Here is a 19453-nt window from a genome sequence, read left to right as displayed (position 1 = left end):
ATGCAAAATGGCCCGCGATGCGGGCTATTTTTTTGCGACATCATACTTCACGTATCTACTTTTTTATTTCCTATAGTTTAATCACAGGAGATAGAAATGAGCATACTTTCGCAAGCCCACTTTCACAACGAAGAAGCAGTCTATGCGTTTGTAGAGGCGGGAATCTGGCCGCAAGGCCCGGTTTGCACTCATTGCGGCGGTCTTGCACCGTTCGGTGGCAACCGTAGTGCTGTTTAAGTAGACGAAACTTTTATTGGCCGCGACTTTAACAAAAAGCCGAAAGGCGAGAAAAAAGGTCGTGGTTACGACCACAAGAACAAAGTGCTGTTGCTGGTTGACCGCTCGACCGGACAGGTTCGCAGTATGGTTATCGATAACATCAAGGCGACCACCATTACATCGATCTTGATTGCCCACGACGCCCACTTGATGACCGACGAGGTCGTCCAGTACAAAGGTGCGCAAAATTACTTTGCTGAACACGGGTTTTACCCATCACGGTAAAGGCGAGTATGCTTCCAAGATTGATCGCACCATTCACACCAACACTATTGAAGGCTAATTTTCGATTTTCAAACGCGGCATGAAAGGCGTGTATCAGCATTGTGGCCATAACCATTTGAACCGCTATCTCGCTGAGTTCGATTTGTGTTACAACAACCGCGTTGCACTTGGCGTCAATGACAAACAGTGCGCAGACAATTTGCTGCGTGGCGTGGCCGGCAAGCTGTTGACTTACGAAAGAACTAATTAACGAAGAGAAATCAAAGGACTTCGGTTGCCAAACACCTACAAGCTGACGAGAGCGGGGATATATTTGATCGGGCTCTATCGATCATCACGCCAAAAACTGCGCTAGATAAAGCGGCGGCCAAACCACGACCGACGCGAGGCAGGCCCCCGAAGGAGCCTGCTAGTTAGATTAATCGAAATTGAACGTCAATTGGCCCGGTGCCGAACGCCAGTGTTGGCATACGCTTTCCCATTTTCCGAACCGGAACCTGGGATAGGCATGCACAAAGACATCCTTTACCTTGAGATATAGATTGGGCGGCATGATGCCTCCTTCTATAAAGAGGTTAAAGGCAATTCTTGTCCACTGTGTCCTTTTAAAGTACACTACAAGGACTATCTGGTAGATAGCAGTGGCAGACAGAGGCACGCCTTAACGCGCTGTCTTTCTCACCACCGCCCTCATTGACTGCTCCGCCAAGAGTTGTTCGTCAATGAGGGCGTTGTTTTTTCCGGCCCATGCTCGGTGAGTTCGATGATGGGAGTCAGGGCCGAATCATCTTCTCATTGCTGTTCTCCCACACCTTTAATTATGAGTTCAACCGTCGTTTCGTCGTCGTCATAAACTTGGCTGACGTTCATGGCAAAGGTCTTGAACCAACGAAGTCGTTTTTCTGCAGGCCACTTCTGACCGCGTCCCGGTATCTTTTCCAGTAAGGCCAGCAGTAACGGATCAAGATTCAATCCGACATTGCTGCCACCGGTTTCTCCTTGCCCCCCATTTTTGTTATGTGTCTGATTGGCCGGAGGAGCATTACCGTCTAAAGCTGGAGGCGGTGGCGTAACTTCCGCATCGCTCGCCGTGATCATTCCTCCATCTACCGAAACAATCCCGGTGATACGAAGATATTCAACGAGCATCGCAAGCTGGTCCTTGTATTCTGGCGCCGCTCCGGCCTCTTCCGCTAAGAACGCGACAGCTTCATCCAGCGACAGCGGACGAAATGCGAGTTTTGGAAGAAGTGCCGTACAAAACCAAGTTTTACGGATTACCGGGGCAAGTTTGATTGCAGCTTTCTCGCCGTCCCACCTATATCGGTCCGCATATGCAAATGCCTCTTCGCAAGGTACGTTCTGCAACTTCACGCGAGTTAATAATCCAGATTCGAGAAAAAATGGATTGCAAACCGAGATGGTGCCTGGATGAAGGCTGGCGATTTTAGATACGTCATCGTTGGAGACTGGCTTTCGTTCTGGTCCACTGGCGGCGGTAGTTGCGCGAAGGATGCCTAGCTGTTTCAGAACGGTGGCACGATCGGTCGGCAAAGCCTTATTCAATTTGGGGCGAGTTGTTCGTGCGGTTCGCGCAGTCGTGCGGGCCTCTGCCTTCTTGGCAGCGTCAAAATCTCCCTCTTTATGTTCAGCCATACTTGCCTCCTTGCGATCGATTTGGCAAGTGTATCGCAAACCAAAAGAAAAGCACAAGCACTAAATGTATTGAAGCTCAACTCTTGCATCATTGTTGATGTAAGTAATTGATTATTAAGTGCTTATTGTTGCTATTGAGTTGAGTTAGTCTGCTAATTTGCAGTTAATTGTTAGGGGTTTGCATGGTCTGGTTCTTCAGAAAAGCTATTCGCTTTGGTGGTTGGGTACGTCAAATATAATATCGCCATTTTTTTTGGAATAAAACGACGCTGATCTTTCATGTCCCAAACGTGAACGCAAAGATGCATCCCATATTGATGGGATACGAAAAAATATAAATTATTGCAACAATCGTCCCTACTCAAAAACCTCTTTTCTGTTTGCATACCCTTATTCCGAATGGGTGCAATCATCGATGGAAGGTGCGACATGATGACATCAGGCGAACACGGATTTTCCATGATCGAGGTACTGATCTCGGTTTTCGTGTTGACTGCCGGTGTAATCGGCGGGGCAGGCATGCAACTGACGGCCTTGCGTACCGCGCAGCAATCCGCCTTGCAAACCCGAGCACTTTATCTGGCCAGCGATATGGCAGACATGATGCGTGCGAATGGTGCGCAGATGCAGCGGGGCGACAGCGAGAATCCTTATCTGCAGGTCGATCATAAAGTGTCGACCACGCCGCACCGCCTATCCGATTATTCATGCTATGACGCAGACGCACATTGCGATGCGGAACAACTTGCGCGTTTTGACATTGCGCAGTTGCTGCAACAGCTGGATGCAGACTTCCCTGGCGGCCGCGTGCGCATCTGCCGCGATGCCTTGCCGTGGAATGCAGTAGCCGGACGTTTTGCCTGGGAGTGCACGGCGACGGCGAGTTCAGCTGCAAGCGCACCTGTCGTGATCAAGATCGGCTGGCAGGAAAAAGATCGTACTGGCAATGCGCTTGAAGATGCTGCGGCAGCAGCGCCAGGGATGGTATTGACCGTCGCAGGCTATGCCAAATGACAAGACGGCCTGATACGCGCCGGGCGCAAGCTCTGCCGCATCAGCAGGGCTTGACGCTCATCGAACTGATGATAGCCATCACCCTGGGTTTGTTTCTTGTGTTGACAGCGATAGGCTTGCTGGTAGCGAGCAAGGCCGGCTATGTGATGCAGGATCAGCAGGCGCACATTCAGGAAACCGGACGTTACGCGATCGAAATTCTATCGCGTGCAGTGCGGCAGGCCGGTTATGAAAACTGGCATAGCGCCACCATGCCCGCGCAGGTAGAGGCTGCGTTCAGTGCCAGCATTATCGGCAAAGATGCCATGACGCTGAAGAAAACCATGCCGGAACTCGATTCGCTTACTTCGACGGATGTCGTCAACGGCAGCGATGTGCTGGCCTTGCGTTTTTTCGGTGACGACGCTGACGGCGAAGAGGGGGCGATCCTGAATTGCGCCGGCTTGCCGGTTGCAGCGACCAGTGCGGCAACAGGCATCGAACAGGAGCGGGGCTGGAGTATTTTCTTCGTCGCCAAGGATAGTGCCGGCGAACCCGAATTGCGTTGCAAATATCAATCAAAAACCAGCTGGAATGCAGATGCTATTGCGCGTGGGGTGGAATCCTTCCAGGTCTTGTACGGTCTGGATGCAGACGGTGATGGCGTAGCGGAACAATTTCTGAATGCCGATGGGCTAAATGCTCTGGACGCTCAATTGCTGTTAAGCGGAGAGAACGCGCTGGCACGTGCCGGTGATTTCAATCGGCAGACGCACTGGAAAAAAATCAGCGTGATCAAACTGGCTTTGCTGGTGCGCGGCTCGCAAGTTGCGCGCGACGATGCGCTCAAAAGCGAGTACGACCTGTTCGGCGCTGCCTATGGCGACATGCATGCAGCCAGCGACAAAGGGACACGGATCAGTGAAAGTACATTGCCGGCTGCTACAAAAAACCGTATCAGAAAAGTGTTTACGCACACGATTCAATTACGCAACGCTGCGGCGGGTAGCGGCGCATGAAGATCTTCCTGTTCGCCAGCCGTCGGCCGCAACAGGGCATGGTGCTGTTTTCAGTATTGCTGATTCTTTTGATGGTTTTATTGCTCGGTCTTGCCTCGGCACAGATCGCCATGCAGAGTGAAAAATCATCGCGTAACGACAGGGACAGGCAGATTGCATTTCAGGCGGCGGAAGCGGCCTTGCTGGACGCAGAGACGGATATCGAGCATTCGCCGGATATGGCCAGATCGCGCAGCCATCTTTTCTCGCACTCCAGTGCGCTGGGTTTTCCGGATGAGGCAAGTGCGGCATGCGGTAGCGGCGCACAGAATCCCTATCTCGGACTATGCCGTCATGCTGCGGAAGGAATGGTGCCGAGCTGGCACAGCGTCGATTTTCTGGATGATGCGAGGGCCACGACAAGCTCCGTACCATACGGGCAATTTACCGGCCGCGCTTTTCACACGGCGAACGGCTCTTTACCGGGCAGGGTGCCGCGTTACATCGTTGAATTGATGCTATACCGCAAACCGGGTGAGCGCAGCGATGTACCCAGTTATTTTTACCGGATTACCGCCATCGGTTTCGGTACGCGCGAGACGACACAAGTTGTCTTGCAAACGGTTTATCGCAAAGCTCATTGATGAGCCCCTTACGCATGCGCAGCAGATGCCGGTTCAACATGGTGCTGATTCTGCTGGCGGCACTCTCGTATTGCGCCAGCGCCGCCGTACCGGAAGTCACGCTGGAAACCGATCCGATGACGATATCCTGCGTCGCGCAAGGAGCGGGAACCCTGACAGCATCCGGCGCTGCTGTATCGGCAACGAGCATTTCCGATGCCGGCATTTACCTGTATCAGGCTGCATACAATGCAGCAAACGGGAGCGGCAGCCTGAAAAAATTCCGCTTAGGGTTTGACGGCGCAGACGGCGCCGTCCGCAAAGCGTCTACCGCCGATTGGGATGCGGCAGACATCTTGACGGGCACGTCGTTGCCAGCGCAACCGGTTCCCAATCTGAGGCGCATCTATACCGCAGGATTGGCAGCAGACCAAAAGCTGCGCACGATGCCATTTTTCTGGAGCGAATTATCCGCTGCACAGCAAACCATGCTGCATACATTCAACGGCCTCGACGACCAGCTTGGAGCAAAGCGTCTGGATTATCTGCGTGGCGGACGCCGGTACGAACTGGGGCAGGCAGATGGCATTTTTCGCGCACGGGATCGCCTGCTGGGCGCGATTGTGCATGCTGCGCCGGTATTCGTCGGTGCTCCTGATGCTGCTGTGCGAGGGGCTGATTATCAGGCGTTTTACGATGCCGTCAAGACGCGGCGTTCCGTCGTCTATGTCGGCGCTGCCGATGGCATGCTGCATGCGTTCGCTGCTGATACCGGTGAAGAATTGTTTGCCTATATTCCGCAAGCCTTGTTGCATCGCCTGGCGCAATTGACGGCCGTCGATTACGTCTACCGTCCTTATGTGGACGGCGCGCCTGCGGTTGCGGAAGCACGCCTCGGCCAGCAATGGAAGAGTGTGCTTGTTGCCGGCATGGGCGGCGGTGCGCAAGGTGTTTTTGCACTGGATGTGACACGGCCGGAACAGTTCGAGCGCGGTCTGGGTGTGCTGTGGGAATTTACCGATGCGGACGATGCAGATATCGGCCATGTACTCGGTGCTCCGCTGATAGCAAAATTCAAGGTAGGCATCAGCAAGGGCGTATCGATTTACCGCTATTTTGCGGTAGTGGCCAGTGGCTTGAATAATTACCACGACGATGGTGCCGGAAAATTCAACGCACAGGGATCCAGTGCACTGTTTCTGCTGGCACTGGATAAAGCCGGGGCGGATAAATGGATAGCCGGCGTCAACTATTTCAAGTTCCTTGTTCCGATCAGCGACAAGGATATGGCCAATGGCTTGATGGCGCCCTCGGCGGTACTTGCAGCCGACGGTGCGGTGAGCCATGTCTATGCCGGTGATTTGCAGGGCAATCTCTGGCGCTTCAATTTTTCCGGCAATGCGCCCTGGTCGAACGCTCTGGGTGCTGTTCCGCTCAAGCCATTGTTTGCCGCCAGCGATGCACAGCGGAACCGGCAGCCGATTACGCAGAAAGTCCAGGTCGTTTTTGCTACTGAGGATGCGTATCTGGTCTTGTTCGGCACGGGGAAATTTCTGGAAGGTAGTGATCTGGATAGGAGTCGTTTCAAAAGCCAGTCTTTTTACGCCATCCTCGATGTTCTGGACAACAAGACGGTAATGCGCAGCCAGCTCACAGAGAGAAAACTGGCGGCAACAAATGCCGGTGGCAATACGCTGGAAATCAGCGGTAGCGCTGTACGGTACGGTGCGCCAGATGTGGCGGAAAAAGGTTGGTATGTCGATTTCCCCGATGCGCACAAGAGTGGCGAGCGCAGCATCGCCAGTGCGCACATCACGGATGGCAATCTGTTTTTCAACACCTACCTTCCTGCCGATGATCCTTGCCGGCAAGGGAGCGGACGTTCCTACATGCTGAACGCGCTAACCGGCTTGTCGGCCTATGCAAATCCCGTCCCCTATTTAACTCCTGCCGGAGCGCTGTATCCACCCCTGCTCATGGCGACCATGGCGGAGCAAGCGCCCGCACGCGAGGCAGGTGGCAAACGTCGCGTGAAGAAAAAACTGGGGTTGCTTGATCCGGCAGCAGAAAACACTGCGGAAGCCGCCGCAGAAGCCGCACAGCCCGGGCAGAAAAACACGGTTGAATATTTCATGACTGCAGGCCGCCTGAGCTGGCGCGAACTGGTGAACTGGCTGGAGTTGCGTGCATCCGGCAACAGGAAATAGGAGCAGATATGCGATACAGACTTGCACAGGGTTTCACCATGATTGAATTGATGGTCGTACTGATCATTGCCGTGATTCTGGCGGCGATTGCCATCCCGTCTTATCAGGAGTCGGTGTTGAAAGCGCGGCGCACCGAAGGGCGCGCCGCGTTGATGAAGGGCATGCAACAACAGGAACGCTATTACTCGCTGCACACGACGTATCTGGCGTTTTCATCATCTTCCACCGATGCGGAAGCAAAAAAATTCAGCTGGTTTTCCGGCGAAAATGCAAAAGCGAGTTTCTATGAAATCAGCGCACAAGCCTGTAGCGGCAAGACGATACGCGACTGCGTCGTGTTGATTGCGCAGCCCGGCACCGGCAAGGTTAATTCGTCTTATCGCGATCCGGTGTGCGAGGCGCTGAGCTTGAGCAGTAGCGGCGAAAAATCTGCCGGCGCGGATCGTTGCTGGTAAGACCATGATTTCAATTCCCTCCAGGCATGCGCATGGCAGCGGATTTTCCATGGTCGAAGCGATGGTGATTTTGCTGATCGTTGGTATTTTGCTGGGGCTTGGTATTCCGTCTTTTCACACCATGCTGCAAAACCAGCGCTTGACGACGGCCGCGAATGCCTTGTTGATGGCCGTTCATCTGACGCGTTCGGAAGCCATACATCGCGGCCGGCGGGTGGATCTGGTACCGGCCGGGGATGGCACGAAATGGAACAAAGGCTGGGTAATTTTCATCGATGAAGATAACGACCAGCGGCTGGATCCGAATGAAACCGTCATCTATTTTCACGGCGCATTGCATGAGGATGTGCGGATCACGCCCAGCTTCACCGATTCGAAAGTACAATATATTGCATACAACGGCAGTGGACGCACGCGCACCAATGCGAATAGCCAGACCTCGCAGGCAGGAAACTGGCTGCTTGAGTCGGGATCGCAATCGCGCAAGGTCGTGATCAATTTTCTCGGGCGCGCGCGTGTATGCAATCCGCAGAAGGAAGCGTCAAGCTGCTGAACAAACAAGCCGGACATACTTCGGGTACGGTATCGATTCATCTTCCTAAGCAAAGACTCTTGTGGAAATACATAGCGATGTACAAGGCATACGCCTTGCGTTGGAACTGGCAGCCAGGGGCATGTTCACGACTGCGCCCAATCCGCGCGTGGGCTGCGTCATCGTCAAGGAAAATCAGGTCATAGGCAGCGGTTATACACAACCCGTCGGTCATGCGCATGCAGAAGTGCAGGCGCTCAATGATGCGGCGGACAAGGGCTACGATGTGGCGGGCGCGACCGTCTACGTGACGCTGGAGCCGTGCAGCCATCATGGCCGCACGCCACCCTGTGCCGATGCGCTGATTCGTGCGCGCGTGGCGCGTGTGGTGGTGGCGATTGCCGATCCGAATCCGCTGGTTGCGGGGCAGGGTTTGGCGCGGCTGGAAGCGGCAGGGATTGAGGTTGCGTGCGGCGTACTGGAAGCAGAAGCGCGCGAAATCAATATCGGTTTCCTGTCGCGCATGCAGCACGGCAAACCATGGGTGCGGATGAAATCCGCTGCCAGCCTGGACGGCATGACTGCTCTGCATAATGGAATCAGCCAGTGGATCACCGGCGATGAAGCGCGTGCCGACGGACATGTCTGGCGTGCACGCGCGTGCGCCATCCTGACCGGCATCGGTACGGTGATGGAAGACGATCCGCAACTGACCGTGCGTGCCATCGATATACCGCGCCAGCCACAACGCATAGTCATCGACAGCCAGTTGCAGATCAGCCCGCATGCGCGCGTATTGAGCGGTGGTGGCACCTGGATCGTTGCGGCGCAAGCTCAGCCGGCGAGGGAAAAAATCCTGCGCGATCTCGGCAATGAAGTCATCGTTTTGCCAAACGCAGACGGCAAGGTAGATTTGCCGGCATTGATGCTGGAACTGGGACGGCGCCAGATCAATGAGCTGCATGTGGAAGCCGGTTTCAAGCTCAATGGTTCATTGATACGCGAAGGTTGCGTCGATGAGTTGCTGGTTTATCTTGCGCCGACTTTGCTGGGCGATGCGCAACGCATGTTCAATCTGCCGGTGCTGGAGTCGCTGGAACAGAAAAAAAATATGACTTTCCATGAGGTCAAGCAAATCGGTGCCGATTTGCGTATCCTTGCCCGTTTCATCTAACTTATTTGCTCATCATGTTTACTGGAATCGTCGCCGCTGTCGGCAAAATCACTGCAATTTCCCCACTTGGCGACCAGACTGCCGGGCATCGCCTGACGGTGGATGCCGGCGGCCTGCCGCTGGCCGATGTCGCGCTGGGCGATTCCATCACCCTGAATGGCGCCTGCATGACCGTGGTGGCAAAAACGGAGAGCACATTCGAGGTTGACGTGTCGCGCGAAAGTTTGAATTGCACTGCCGGTCTGGATGCAATCGGCGAAGTCAACCTGGAAAAGGCGGTGACCTTGTCCGAACGCCTGGGCGGGCACCTGGTATCAGGCCATGTCGATGGTCTGGGCACGGTGCAAAAATTCGAAGCGGTGGGCGAGTCCTGGCTGCTGGCAGTCAAGGCGCCGAAAGAGCTGGCGAAATTCATCGCAGTCAAGGGTTCCATTGTCATCAACGGCATTTCGCTCACGGTCAACACCGTTGCAGACAGTGCGGATGCATGCGAATTTTCAGTCAACCTGATTCCGCACACGGTGCAAGTCACCACGCTCAAGCACTTGCAAACCGGCAGCAAGGTCAATCTGGAAATCGATTTGATCGCGCGTTATGTTGAACGGATGCTTGCAACGTCTCAGTCTGTATAAATCAATTTAATCAAATTGCGCGCCGCGCAAAACGCGTCATGCGAAGAGCAGATGCTGCATGCCAATTTTGCGCAAAAGAATCGCTTGCCGGATTAATCAAGTTTCTTCATTCTGCTGGCGCTGGTATTGGTGCATCTGGGTGCGCCAGTTTTTCCTTGGCAATTTGTTTGCTGTGATCGGTACCGATGAAGAGGTACATCGCAGGAACAACAAACAAGGTGAAGAGTGTACCGATAGAAAGACCGGTAAAAATCACCAGACCCATCGCATGCCGTCCCGCAGCACCTGCACCGGAGGCAATCACCAGTGGCACCACACCGAACACCATGGCCGCAGTTGTCATCAGGATAGGGCGCAAGCGGATGCTGGCAGCTTCTTCAATAGATTCACGCTTGCTCTTGCCGGTTTTTTGCAATTGATTCGCAACTTCGACAATCAAGATGCCGTGTTTACTAATCAGGCCCATGAGTGTCACCAGCCCGACCTCGGTGTAAATATTCATCGAGGCGAAACCAAGGAAGATGAAGATCATGGCGCCAAACAATGCCAATGGCACTGAGACCAGAATCACGACAGGATCGCGGAAGCTCTCGAACTGTGCAGCCAGCGCAAGGAAGACGATGATTACCGCAAATATCATCGTCACAAGGAAGCCGCCTGATTCCTTGATGAACTGGCGTGACTGACCCGAGTAATCAACGTAGTAACCGCCAGGTGCCACCTCCTTGACTGCGTCACGCAGTATCTGCAGTGCCTCTCCTTGCGATGCTCCGGAAACGCCGGAAATCGTCGCCGAGTTAAGTTGCTGGAAGCGGTTGATGGATTCCGGCACGACATCGTATCGAATGCTGGCGATGGTGCTGGCCAGAATCAGGCCTGCATTCGGTGTCTTGATATAGAAGTCGAGTACGTCGTCAGGATTCAACCTGTCAACTTGCAGAACTTGCGGGATTACCTTGTATGAACGTCCGGCAATCGAGAAGTAGTTGACGTAACCGCCGCCGAGGCCGGCACCGAGTGCGGCACCCACATCCTGTTGTGTCATGCCCAAAGCGGCGACCATATCGCGATTAACCACGACTGTCGCCTGTGGTTGATCGATCTTCAGATCGGCATCCAGAAAATAAAACTTGCCTGAAGCCTGTGCTTTTGCAAGCACCTGCTGCGCAACGGTATTGAGGTTCTGGAACGGCTCGGTGCTGCTGATCACAAACTGTACCGGCAAGCCTGAAGCACCAGGCAAGGCCGGGAACTGGAAGGCCGCGACGCGTGCGCCGGCGATTTTATTCCATTTTTCTTGCAGATCAAGTTGAATTGCATGCGCGCTACGCGTGCGTTGATCCCATGGTTTCAGTAGCACACCACCGATACCGGAATTTATGGAAGGAACACCGGTTAGCTGGAACATCTGGCTGTATTCAGGCGCGGTTTTGGCAATCTTGAAAACCTGTTCCGCGTAGGTTTGCATCTGGTTGGCCGTGGCTGTCGGTGGACCGACTACCTGCGACAATACGATGCCCTGGTCTTCTTCCGGCGCCAGTTCGGATTGCGCCATCTTGAACATCACCATCAGCAAGATGCTTAATATTGCGCCCATCAAAATCAGTACCAGCCAGGTATCCAGCAGGGAGTGCAACAAGCGGCGATAGCTGCCCTGTACGCGTTCAAAGATGTGATTGATTCTTTTGGCAAACTTGCCTTCATCCTGACTAGGCTTGAAGAAGCGTGAGCACATCATCGGCGACAGAGTCAGTGCAACGATGCCCGATACCGCGACTGCACCTGCAAGCGTAAATGCGAATTCAGTGAATAGCGCACCGGTCAAACCGCCTTGAAAACCGATAGGAACGTACACTGCAATCAACACGATGGTCATCGCGATAATCGGGCTGCCCAGCTCTCGCGCCGCGATCAGTGACGCTTCCCATGGCGTCTTGTGTTCCTCCATCATGTGCCGGTCGACGTTCTCGACAACGATAATGGCATCATCAACTACCAGCCCGATCGCCAGTACCAGCGCCAGTAGCGTCAGCAAATTGATCGAATAGCCAAGCATCAGCATGACGAAGAAGGTACCGATCAGCGATAGCGGCATGGCAATCACCGGTACCGCAACTGCCCGAAAACTGCCGAGGAAAAGATAAATGACGATAGTCACAATGAGCAGCGCCTCTACCAGGGTCTTGATGACCTCTTTGATGGAAGTGCTGATGAATTCGGTGGAATCGTAGACAATTTCGCCGGTCACGCCTGTCGGCAATTGATCGCGCAATTCAGGAAAGGCTTCGCGCACACGTTTGGCGACATCGAGTACATTGGCTTCCGGTGCAACCTTGATACCGATAAAAACGGAACGCACACCGCTGAACGCAACATTGAAATCATAGTTTTCAGAACCTAGCGTCACCGTTGCCACATCTTCCAGACGGACAATGGAGTCGCCACTGCGCGACACAATGAGTTTCTTGAACTCTTCCACGGAATGCAAATCGGTGCCGGCTGTCAGCGGTACAGTCACCATCTGACCTTTCGACACGCCGAGCGCAGCCAGATAGTTATTATTTGCCAGCGATGCGCTGATGTCGGCAGGCGTCAAGCCGTGACCAGCCAGTTTTTTCATATCCAGCCAGGCGCGCAAGGCGAAGAGCCTGGCACCGAGCAGCTCGGCATTTTGTACACCCTGTATTGAATTGAGCTTGGGGGTAACGACGCGTGACAGGAAATCGGTGACATTATTGGTCGGCAAGGTATCGCTATAGAAGCCGATATACATCGCATCTGTCGTTTGACCAATGGACACGGTCAATACCGGCACTTGTGCTTGTACCGGCAATTGATTCTTGACGGAGTTGACCTGGCTGCTGATCTCGGTCAAGGCGCGATTGGCATCGTAATTCAGACGCAAGGTAGCCGTAATTGTGGAAACGCCGCTGGTGCTGGATGACGATAGATAATCGATGCCTTGCGCCTGTGCGATAGCGCCTTCCAGCGGTTGGGTAATGAAGCCGGCAATGGTTTGTGCGTCAGCACCGAAATAGGCCGTGGAAATCGTCACGACGGCATTTTGCGTCTTCGGATACTGATTGATAGGCAGGCTGAAGAGCGAGCGCATGCCGAGCACGACCAGCAGGAGGCTCACGACTATGGCAAGGACCGGCCGGCGAATAAAGATGTCAGTGAAGTTCATGAGCGGGCCTCACTTCTCTTGCGGAGAAGGGTTCGGATTGTTCTCCGGCTGTATCGTGTTATCAATGACCACCGATGTGCCGTTTTTCAATTTGACCTGACCGCTGGTGACGACTTGCTGGCCTTCCTTCAGACCTTGCAGAATCGCGACCTGATCACCGCGCGTTTCACCGGTAGTCACGAAGACTTGCTGCACAACCAAACCGGTAGTGGCCGCCGGTGTTGCAGGCGCGGGAGCTTTCTTGTCGCCCGCTTTTCCTTCAGTTGTTTTTTCTCCGGCTTCTTTCACAATGAAGACTGTCGAGCCGTATGGGTTGTAGGTGATCGCTGTTTGCGGCAAGGTCAGATAATTTTTCTTCTCGCCGACATCGACATTCGCGTTAGCAAACATGCCCGGCAATAATTGGCGCTCGGCATTCGTCAGCGTGGCTTGTATCTGCAAATTACTGGTGGTTGTATCGATCTTCGGACTGAGGGCGGTGATCTGGCCTGAGAAAGTCTGATCGGGGAAACCATCCGTAGCGACGTTGACCTTTTGCCCCAGGGACAATTTGCTGACCTGTTTTTGCGGCAGGTAAAAAGTGACGTAGATGGGATTGATTCGCTGCAGGGTCACAACCTTGTCGCCAGGATTCAGATACTGTCCTGGATTGACGGTCGTGATACCGAGTTTGCCTGCGAACGGTGCGCGTATCGTTTTCTTTGCGACCAATGCGGCTTGTTGTGCTGCCAGCGCGCGTTTTCCTTTCAGATCGGCAATGTCGCCATCCAGTTGCGCCTGACTAATCGCTTGTACTACGAACTGCTGTTTATCCCGTGCCAATACACTGGCCGACAATTCGGCGGCGGCCTGCAATGATTGCAATTGCGCGATATCGGCATCGGCATTCATTTGCACCAGCACGGCACCAGCTTCGACTTCCTGCCCCGATTTGAAATTAACGTTGCTCACCAAACCGGCTATCTCGGTAGTGACATCCACGCCGCGTACCGCGCTGAGCGTGCCTACTGCTGCCAGCTGAGGTTGCCATTCGAGTAAGCGTACCGGCGCCGCCGTCACTGTCTGTGGACTAGGCTTGGGCGAGGAGGCAATCAATTTCTGAATATGCAGATAGAAGCCCAAAGCCAGTGCGGCAACCAGTACCAACACCGCTAGCAACATGATGATTATTCGTTTTTTCATGGTCATCTTTCAAGACGGTTCATGTATCGATTTTTCAAACTATGTGCAGATATGGGCGAGCGTTACGGCGAAGGCGCTTTGGCGTCGGGCATCATCGAGCTCTCAATGGTTGTCGTCGCTGGTACCTCGGCTAATTCTGTGCGATTCCACCAGCCGCCGCCTAGCGCCTGGAATAGTGCTGCGGTATCGGCATAACGTGCAGCCTGTGCCTGTGCCAGAGAGATACGCGTCTGCTGGTAAGTGCGCTGCGCATCAAGCAAGGAGAGATAGCTGATCGCACCGAGTTTGTATTGACCGGACACCAGATCAAGCTGTTGGCGAGCCATTGATGCCGCTTCATCCTGGGCTTGCAAGGTTTGCGCATCACTATCCAGTGCCTGCAAGGTGTTCGCCACGTTCAAGAAAGCATTCAGCACCGTCTGTTGATACTGTGCTTGCGCCTGTTCGTAGGCAGCGATTGCGCCGCGTTTTTGCGCGCGTAATGCGCCGCCGTTGAAAATCGGTTGTAACAAGCTACCGCCTATGCCCCATACGGCGCTCCCGGCAGAAAACAGGTTGCCGAATGTCAGGCTTTGCGAGCCTGCACTACCGCTTAAGGTAATTTGCGGATACATATTGGCAGTGGCGACACCAATTTGGGCGCTGGCTTGATGCAATAAGGCTTCGCTGGCACGTATATCGGGACGTTGACGTATCAGTGATGATGGCAAACTCACTGGCAGGTCTTGCGGCAGTTGTATCGATTCGAGTGAGAATTGCGGCAACCCGTCATCGTTCGGCAAGCGGCCTGCATATACGGCCAGCTGATGGCGTGTCTGAGCCAGTCCTTTTTCCAGAGCCGGCAACGTAGCTCGGGTCTGTGCCAATTGCGTCCGCTGTGCCAATACAGTTGAACGAGCGATGGCGCCGAGTGCCGCCTGATTCTCGACGATGGTCAGTGATTTTGACTGGGCATCGATTACCTCGAGAGTAGCCTGTATTTGCGCGCGCAATGAGGCTTCCTGAACTGCTGTTGTCACAAGATTTGCCGTCAAACTCAGGTATGCAGCTTCGACCTGATAACGCTGATAGTCGATAGCAGCTTGCAGGCCTTCGAGGTCGCGCCGCGTGGCGCCGAATACATCCAGTGTGTAGGAAACGTTAACCGAGGCGTTATACAAGGTATATATTCCGCCACCCGGTATGCCGCTCGTGAGGGGCGAAACGCGTTGGCGTGTCGGGCCGATCTGGGCAGAGACATTCGGAAAAAGTTTGTTGCCCGCATCCGCATCATAAGACGCCTGCGCCTGACGGAGCGCCGCCTGGGCAGAGGCAAGTGTCGGGCTACGTGTCAGCGCCGAGCGAATCAGGCGATCCAGCGGTTCCGAACGAAATATCTCCCACCACTGGGCAGGAATGTCTTGCCCGTTGATGAAACTTTGAGCGCTCCCGGCAATGCCGGAAGCACTGGCCGTCTGCGCCGGTAGCGGGTTTGCGGTGTAAGGGCGGCTCGCATCCGCTATCTTGGGCGCTTCGGGCTGTTGAAAATCCGGGCCTACAGCGCATCCCGCAAGAAGCATCACGCTAATACAGGTCGCAATATATGTTCGATGCAATGCTGTCAGGCGGGCAGTGGAGTTCATACCTTTTTCCGGGTAATTTGTTGCGATACGTCAATCATCATGACGACGAGTGACCATAGTTTTTTGCACAATAAAGAGAGGTGGGTACGTGTTTTTAGGAATGCGCATTGCGTACGGTTTGCATACGCGCCTGGTATGACCGCACACTGCGTCCGACGTGTTCCAGCTCCTGCTTTTGAACAGGAGAACTGGATTCGGGTCGGGAATTGCATGTTTACTGCTGACGCGATACTGGTGCGATTGGCAGGGAAAGTGGCGCTTGGAATGGCCGCCTGTTGCGCGATGGCGATGTCAGACCCGGCACCCAGTGTTGTGAGTGAGCTGCCCTTGGCGCGTAACTGAATACGTTCGATCTCTGGCATGCAAGGCTCATTGTTTGACGATGAACGCAGACGATCCACTGGTAAATCGCGACTGCCCAGGGAGCGTTTCCCGGAACTGATGAGGCAATATTATCTCGACAATTTTTAAATGAATATACGCCCAAACGGGTAATTTGTTTCGTCAGTTACCGAACGTTCGATGCAATTAAATAGCAAGAGGTGACTGTATCAATGCTGTATGGAAATTTATTGCCTATGCCTTTTCCTTTGCTTGGCAATAGGTAATTGATCGCGCTGGTTGCCGTTGAGTAAACACGTTTGATTGTCGATGTGAATATTGTGTCGCCCCAGCTGAAAAATAAACTTTCTTTACGGATTTTTCTATGTCTGGCGGCTCAACGAAATCTTGTCTATTGCCCTACTGCTGTTAGCCATTGCTGCATCAAATCGTCGGATGTTTTTCCGGTACGGCTCAGGTGTTTCAGCATGTGCTCGCAAGCGAGCCCATGCTGATCCTTGCAGCTTTACTGTCGGTATATATCATCCTGGTTTTTTGCACGAAAACCTGATGCATTCGCGTCCTGACGATAAGGCGGCGTAGCAGCTTGCCTATGACTGCGGAGTCGCCTGGGCTGGCTCCAGCAATGAGGAACCGCCATCTCCGCTAGATGCTGCCTTGCTGTTTCCCCCTGCAGGGGAGCGCGTGCCGCAAGCACTGCGTCATGTGAGGCGGCAGGGTTGCGCATGCGCGTACTATTTCCCGCTGCATGGTAAATCAACCCTGCAAGCGCAGAGCCAAGGTGCCAGCGTCGAACTATCTGAAGCAATGTCAGGTCATCACTCCATATCGCCGAATGCAATGGCCGAGACGACGACGTTCATGACGGTGTCTTCAAAGATGCGTTTTCCCTTGTCGTTGCCTGCGGCACCTGCGGCTACCATCAAAGGCAGCAAATGGTCTGGATGTGGCTGCACCTGTCGTGCATGCGGCGCCTCCTGCCAGTGCTGCAGCAATGTATTGCGCGCCGCTTCTTCCTGCGTCGCCATATTGGCCAGCCAGTCATCGAATTGTTGCGAGGCCTCCCTGAATGCCGGATTGAAGCCGCGCATATTGTGAAAACTCATGCCGCTGCCGATGATCAGCACACCTTCTTCGCGCAGTGCTTGCAGCGCCTGGCCGGCGCGTAGATGCGTGGCGGGATCGAGTCCTTTTTTCATCGACAATTGCACCACCGGCACATCGGCGTCTGGATACATCACCTTCAAGGGAATGAAGACGCCGTGATCCCAGCCGCGTTGCGTATCGAGGTGCGCCGGCAGGCCGGCTTCAATCAGCAGATTTTGCACGCGCGCGGCCAGCTCCGGTGCGCCGGGTGCGGGATAGGTCAACGCATATGTATGCGCCGGGAAGCCTTGATAATCGTAAATCAGCGACGGCTGAGGATTGCTGCCGACGGTGAATTCGTCCTCTTCCCAGTGACCGGAAATGATGAGTATCGCTTTCGGGCGTGTGCCGACAGTGGCGTCCACACCGCGTAAAAATTCCGCCATGCGATCCCACATATGCGGATCACCCGGCCAGTCCATGAAAAAACATGGGCCGCCGCCATGCGGGATGAAGAGGGAGGGTAATTTTTTGCTGTCCATGCTTTTCTCCGTAATCCTTATACTCAGGCTAAAGGCGGTGTCTGATTTTCTTGTCCTGCCGTGATGCGCTCCTTGAACGCGCCTATGAATTCGCGATAGGCCGGCTGCAGTTTTTCAAACAATGGATCCTTGCGGTGCTTGAGCATGACTTCACCGAATAGCTTCATGCCTAGCGCCAGCGCCGCAGCAGTGTCGGTATCAGTTAATTGAGCGGACTGAACTCTATCGATGATGTTGAACAGGTCATCGTGGTTGCCGACTTCAAACTGCACGGGAGCATGCAGATCGCTCTCCGCATGCTTGCCGCCCAGGTATTCCAATGTGACGCGATAATTGTGTGCGCTCATGCGATTTCCTTTTCAGATGACTCCAGCAACAAGGAGAGTTTGTCAGTTGTCTTGGCCCATTTTTCATGCTCCGCCAGCGCAGGCTTGGACATCGTGATGCGCTGCCAATCCGGATGCGCGGACAGGGTGCGATTCAATGCCAGAAAATGCACCTGATCCGCCGTTAGTTCGCGGTCGCCGACAATCGCCCCGACCGGGCATTCGGCGACACACATCGAACAGTCTATGCATTCATCCGGATTGATCACCAGAAAATTCGGCCCTTCTATGAAACAGTCCATAGGGCAGACCGTGACGCAATCCGTATATTTGCACTGGATGCACGGTTCCGTAACAACAAAAGTCATGCGATCTCCTTTATACGCATCACTATATTCATATTCTTATCATTGATAAATATGCTATTTTTATAAACATTGTCTCTATATTGTTGATAATGGATATTCTCAATTGCATGAAAACCTTTGTCGCAGTGGTGGAGGCCGAGAGCTTCACCGCCGCCGGTACGCGTCTGGATATATCGAAAGCCCTGGTATCGAAGTACGTCGGCATTCTTGAAGATCATCTCGGTACGCGCCTGCTGAATCGCACCACGCGTCGCCTCAGCCTTACCGAATCCGGTCTGGCGTATTACGAGCGCTGTCTGCAGATTCTGGCCGACGTGGATGAGGCGGAGCAGGTGGCGGCGCAGTCGGCGGCCATGCCGCGCGGCACCTTGAAGGTGGCGATGCCGGTTTCATTCGGTACCGTGCGCATTGCGCCGCTGTTGACCGAATACATGAGGCGTTATCCCGAAGTCCGGCTGGATATTGCATTGGCAGACCGACGGGTCGATCTGATCGAGGATGGCTACGATCTTGCCATCCGCGTCGGCAACCTGCCGGAGTCGGGTTTGATCGCCCGCAAGCTGGCGACTGACCGTATCGCCTTGTGCGCGTCGCCGGCATACCTAAAAGCGCACGGTACGCCGCACTCACCAGAAGAACTGAAGAAGCATGCCTGTCTCAACTACAGTTATTCCAGCAGTGGTGATGAATGGGTTTTCGGCAGCGGAAAAACGCGTGCAGCAGTGCACATCGACGGTCCCATGCGTGCCAATAATGGCGACATGCTGCGGCTGGCCGCGCTGGATGGCGCAGGCCTGATCTGGCAACCGCATTTTATAGTTGCCGACGATTTGAAGGCAGGGCGACTGGTGGAGTTGATGAAGGATGAAAGCGGTACAGAGCTGGGTATTTATGCGATTTATCCGAGTCGCAAGCACCTGTCGGCAAAAGTACGCACCTTCGTTGATTATCTAGTCGCGTGCATGGCCTGATTTCCAACCCTGTTGCTTCGTTCGGGGCGCTGCCGGCAAGTACAGCACCTTGC

Annotated in this window: 17 protein-coding genes and 1 pseudogene; 10 read left to right on the top strand and 8 right to left on the bottom strand. The window is 54.1% G+C overall.

What is annotated here, in order from left to right; genetic code table 11:
- The first annotated feature begins 96 nt into the window (after positions 1–96).
- Positions 97–754 (top strand): annotated as a pseudogene (locus ACIQW9_RS07410) (IS1595 family transposase).
- 542 nt (positions 755–1296) lie between these two features.
- On the opposite strand, the gene ACIQW9_RS07405 reads toward ACIQW9_RS07410, so the two are convergent.
- Positions 1297–2160 carry a hypothetical protein gene (locus ACIQW9_RS07405; RefSeq protein WP_402334854.1) on the bottom strand — a complete coding sequence of 288 codons (864 nt, stop codon included), beginning with the start codon at positions 2158–2160 and terminating at the stop codon, positions 1297–1299.
- Positions 2161–2589: 429 nt separating this feature from the next.
- On the opposite strand from ACIQW9_RS07405, the gene pilV reads away from it, so the two are divergent.
- The 8 genes from pilV to ACIQW9_RS07365 all read left to right on the top strand — a co-directional run bounded on the left by pilV (position 2590) and on the right by ACIQW9_RS07365 (position 9774).
- Entirely contained in the window at positions 2590–3174 is a 585-nt protein-coding gene (gene pilV / locus ACIQW9_RS07400) for a type IV pilus modification protein PilV (RefSeq protein WP_402334851.1), read from the top strand.
- Entirely contained in the window at positions 3171–4172 is a 1002-nt protein-coding gene (locus ACIQW9_RS07395) for a PilW family protein (RefSeq protein ID WP_402334848.1), read from the top strand. The genes pilV and ACIQW9_RS07395 overlap by 4 nt, the downstream gene beginning before the upstream one ends.
- A complete protein-coding gene (locus ACIQW9_RS07390) occupies positions 4169–4795 on the top strand; it encodes a PilX N-terminal domain-containing pilus assembly protein (RefSeq protein ID WP_402334846.1) in 627 nt (208 codons plus the stop codon). Before ACIQW9_RS07395 ends, ACIQW9_RS07390 begins: the two co-directional genes overlap by 4 nt.
- A complete protein-coding gene (locus tag ACIQW9_RS07385; protein ID WP_402334843.1) occupies positions 4795–6981 on the top strand; it encodes a pilus assembly protein in 2187 nt (728 codons plus the stop codon). Before ACIQW9_RS07390 ends, ACIQW9_RS07385 begins: the two co-directional genes overlap by 1 nt.
- Before the next feature lie 8 nt (positions 6982–6989).
- The gene (locus ACIQW9_RS07380) at positions 6990–7436 is read left to right on the top strand and encodes a type IV pilin protein (protein WP_402334840.1); all 447 of its coding nucleotides are present in this window, start codon (positions 6990–6992) and stop codon (positions 7434–7436) included.
- 4 nt (positions 7437–7440) lie between these two features.
- Positions 7441–7989, top strand: coding sequence for a GspH/FimT family protein (locus ACIQW9_RS07375; RefSeq protein WP_402334837.1), 549 nt, complete (start codon positions 7441–7443; stop codon positions 7987–7989).
- Positions 7990–8050: 61 nt separating this feature from the next.
- Positions 8051–9142 (top strand): bifunctional diaminohydroxyphosphoribosylaminopyrimidine deaminase/5-amino-6-(5-phosphoribosylamino)uracil reductase RibD, encoded by a 1092-nt coding sequence (ribD, locus tag ACIQW9_RS07370; RefSeq protein WP_402334834.1) that lies wholly within the window; start codon positions 8051–8053, stop codon positions 9140–9142.
- Positions 9143–9156: 14 nt separating this feature from the next.
- Positions 9157–9774 carry a riboflavin synthase gene (locus ACIQW9_RS07365; protein WP_402334832.1) on the top strand — a complete coding sequence of 206 codons (618 nt, stop codon included), beginning with the start codon at positions 9157–9159 and terminating at the stop codon, positions 9772–9774.
- A gap of 106 nt (positions 9775–9880) precedes the next feature.
- Here ACIQW9_RS07365 and ACIQW9_RS07360 read toward each other — a convergent pair whose 3' ends face one another.
- The 7 genes from ACIQW9_RS07360 to fdxA form a co-directional block, all read right to left on the bottom strand.
- Positions 9881–12961: an efflux RND transporter permease subunit gene (locus ACIQW9_RS07360; RefSeq protein WP_402334829.1), complete on the bottom strand. Its 3081-nt coding sequence runs from the start codon at positions 12959–12961 to the stop codon at positions 9881–9883.
- A 9-nt stretch (positions 12962–12970) separates the two neighbouring features.
- Positions 12971–14143, bottom strand: a complete 1173-nt coding sequence (locus ACIQW9_RS07355; protein WP_402334826.1) for an efflux RND transporter periplasmic adaptor subunit — start codon at positions 14141–14143, stop codon at positions 12971–12973.
- A 62-nt stretch (positions 14144–14205) separates the two neighbouring features.
- The gene (locus tag ACIQW9_RS07350) at positions 14206–15765 is read right to left on the bottom strand and encodes an efflux transporter outer membrane subunit (protein ID WP_402334823.1); all 1560 of its coding nucleotides are present in this window, start codon (positions 15763–15765) and stop codon (positions 14206–14208) included.
- Positions 15762–16127, bottom strand: a complete 366-nt coding sequence (locus ACIQW9_RS07345; protein ID WP_402334820.1) for a hypothetical protein — start codon at positions 16125–16127, stop codon at positions 15762–15764. Before ACIQW9_RS07345 ends, ACIQW9_RS07350 begins: the two co-directional genes overlap by 4 nt.
- Before the next feature lie 798 nt (positions 16128–16925).
- A complete protein-coding gene (locus ACIQW9_RS07340; RefSeq protein ID WP_402334817.1) occupies positions 16926–17735 on the bottom strand; it encodes a DODA-type extradiol aromatic ring-opening family dioxygenase in 810 nt (269 codons plus the stop codon).
- Between the two features lie 23 nt (positions 17736–17758).
- Complete coding sequence (locus ACIQW9_RS07335; RefSeq protein WP_402334814.1) at positions 17759–18082, bottom strand: DUF3861 domain-containing protein; 324 nt, start codon at positions 18080–18082, stop codon at positions 17759–17761.
- Positions 18079–18429, bottom strand: a complete 351-nt coding sequence (gene fdxA, locus ACIQW9_RS07330) for a ferredoxin FdxA (RefSeq protein WP_402334811.1) — start codon at positions 18427–18429, stop codon at positions 18079–18081. The genes ACIQW9_RS07335 and fdxA overlap by 4 nt, the downstream gene beginning before the upstream one ends.
- Before the next feature lie 89 nt (positions 18430–18518).
- On the opposite strand from fdxA, the gene ACIQW9_RS07325 reads away from it, so the two are divergent.
- Positions 18519–19400 (top strand): LysR family transcriptional regulator, encoded by an 882-nt coding sequence (locus ACIQW9_RS07325; protein WP_402334808.1) that lies wholly within the window; start codon positions 18519–18521, stop codon positions 19398–19400.
- Positions 19401–19453 lie beyond the last annotated feature (53 nt).

The sequence above is a fragment of the Herminiimonas sp. NPDC097707 genome, assembly GCF_044761395.1.
Classification (GTDB): Bacteria; Pseudomonadota; Gammaproteobacteria; order Burkholderiales; family Burkholderiaceae_D; genus Oxalicibacterium.
The sequence above is the reverse complement of the archived record's forward strand: the minus strand, read 5'-3'. Positions and strand labels throughout refer to the sequence as shown.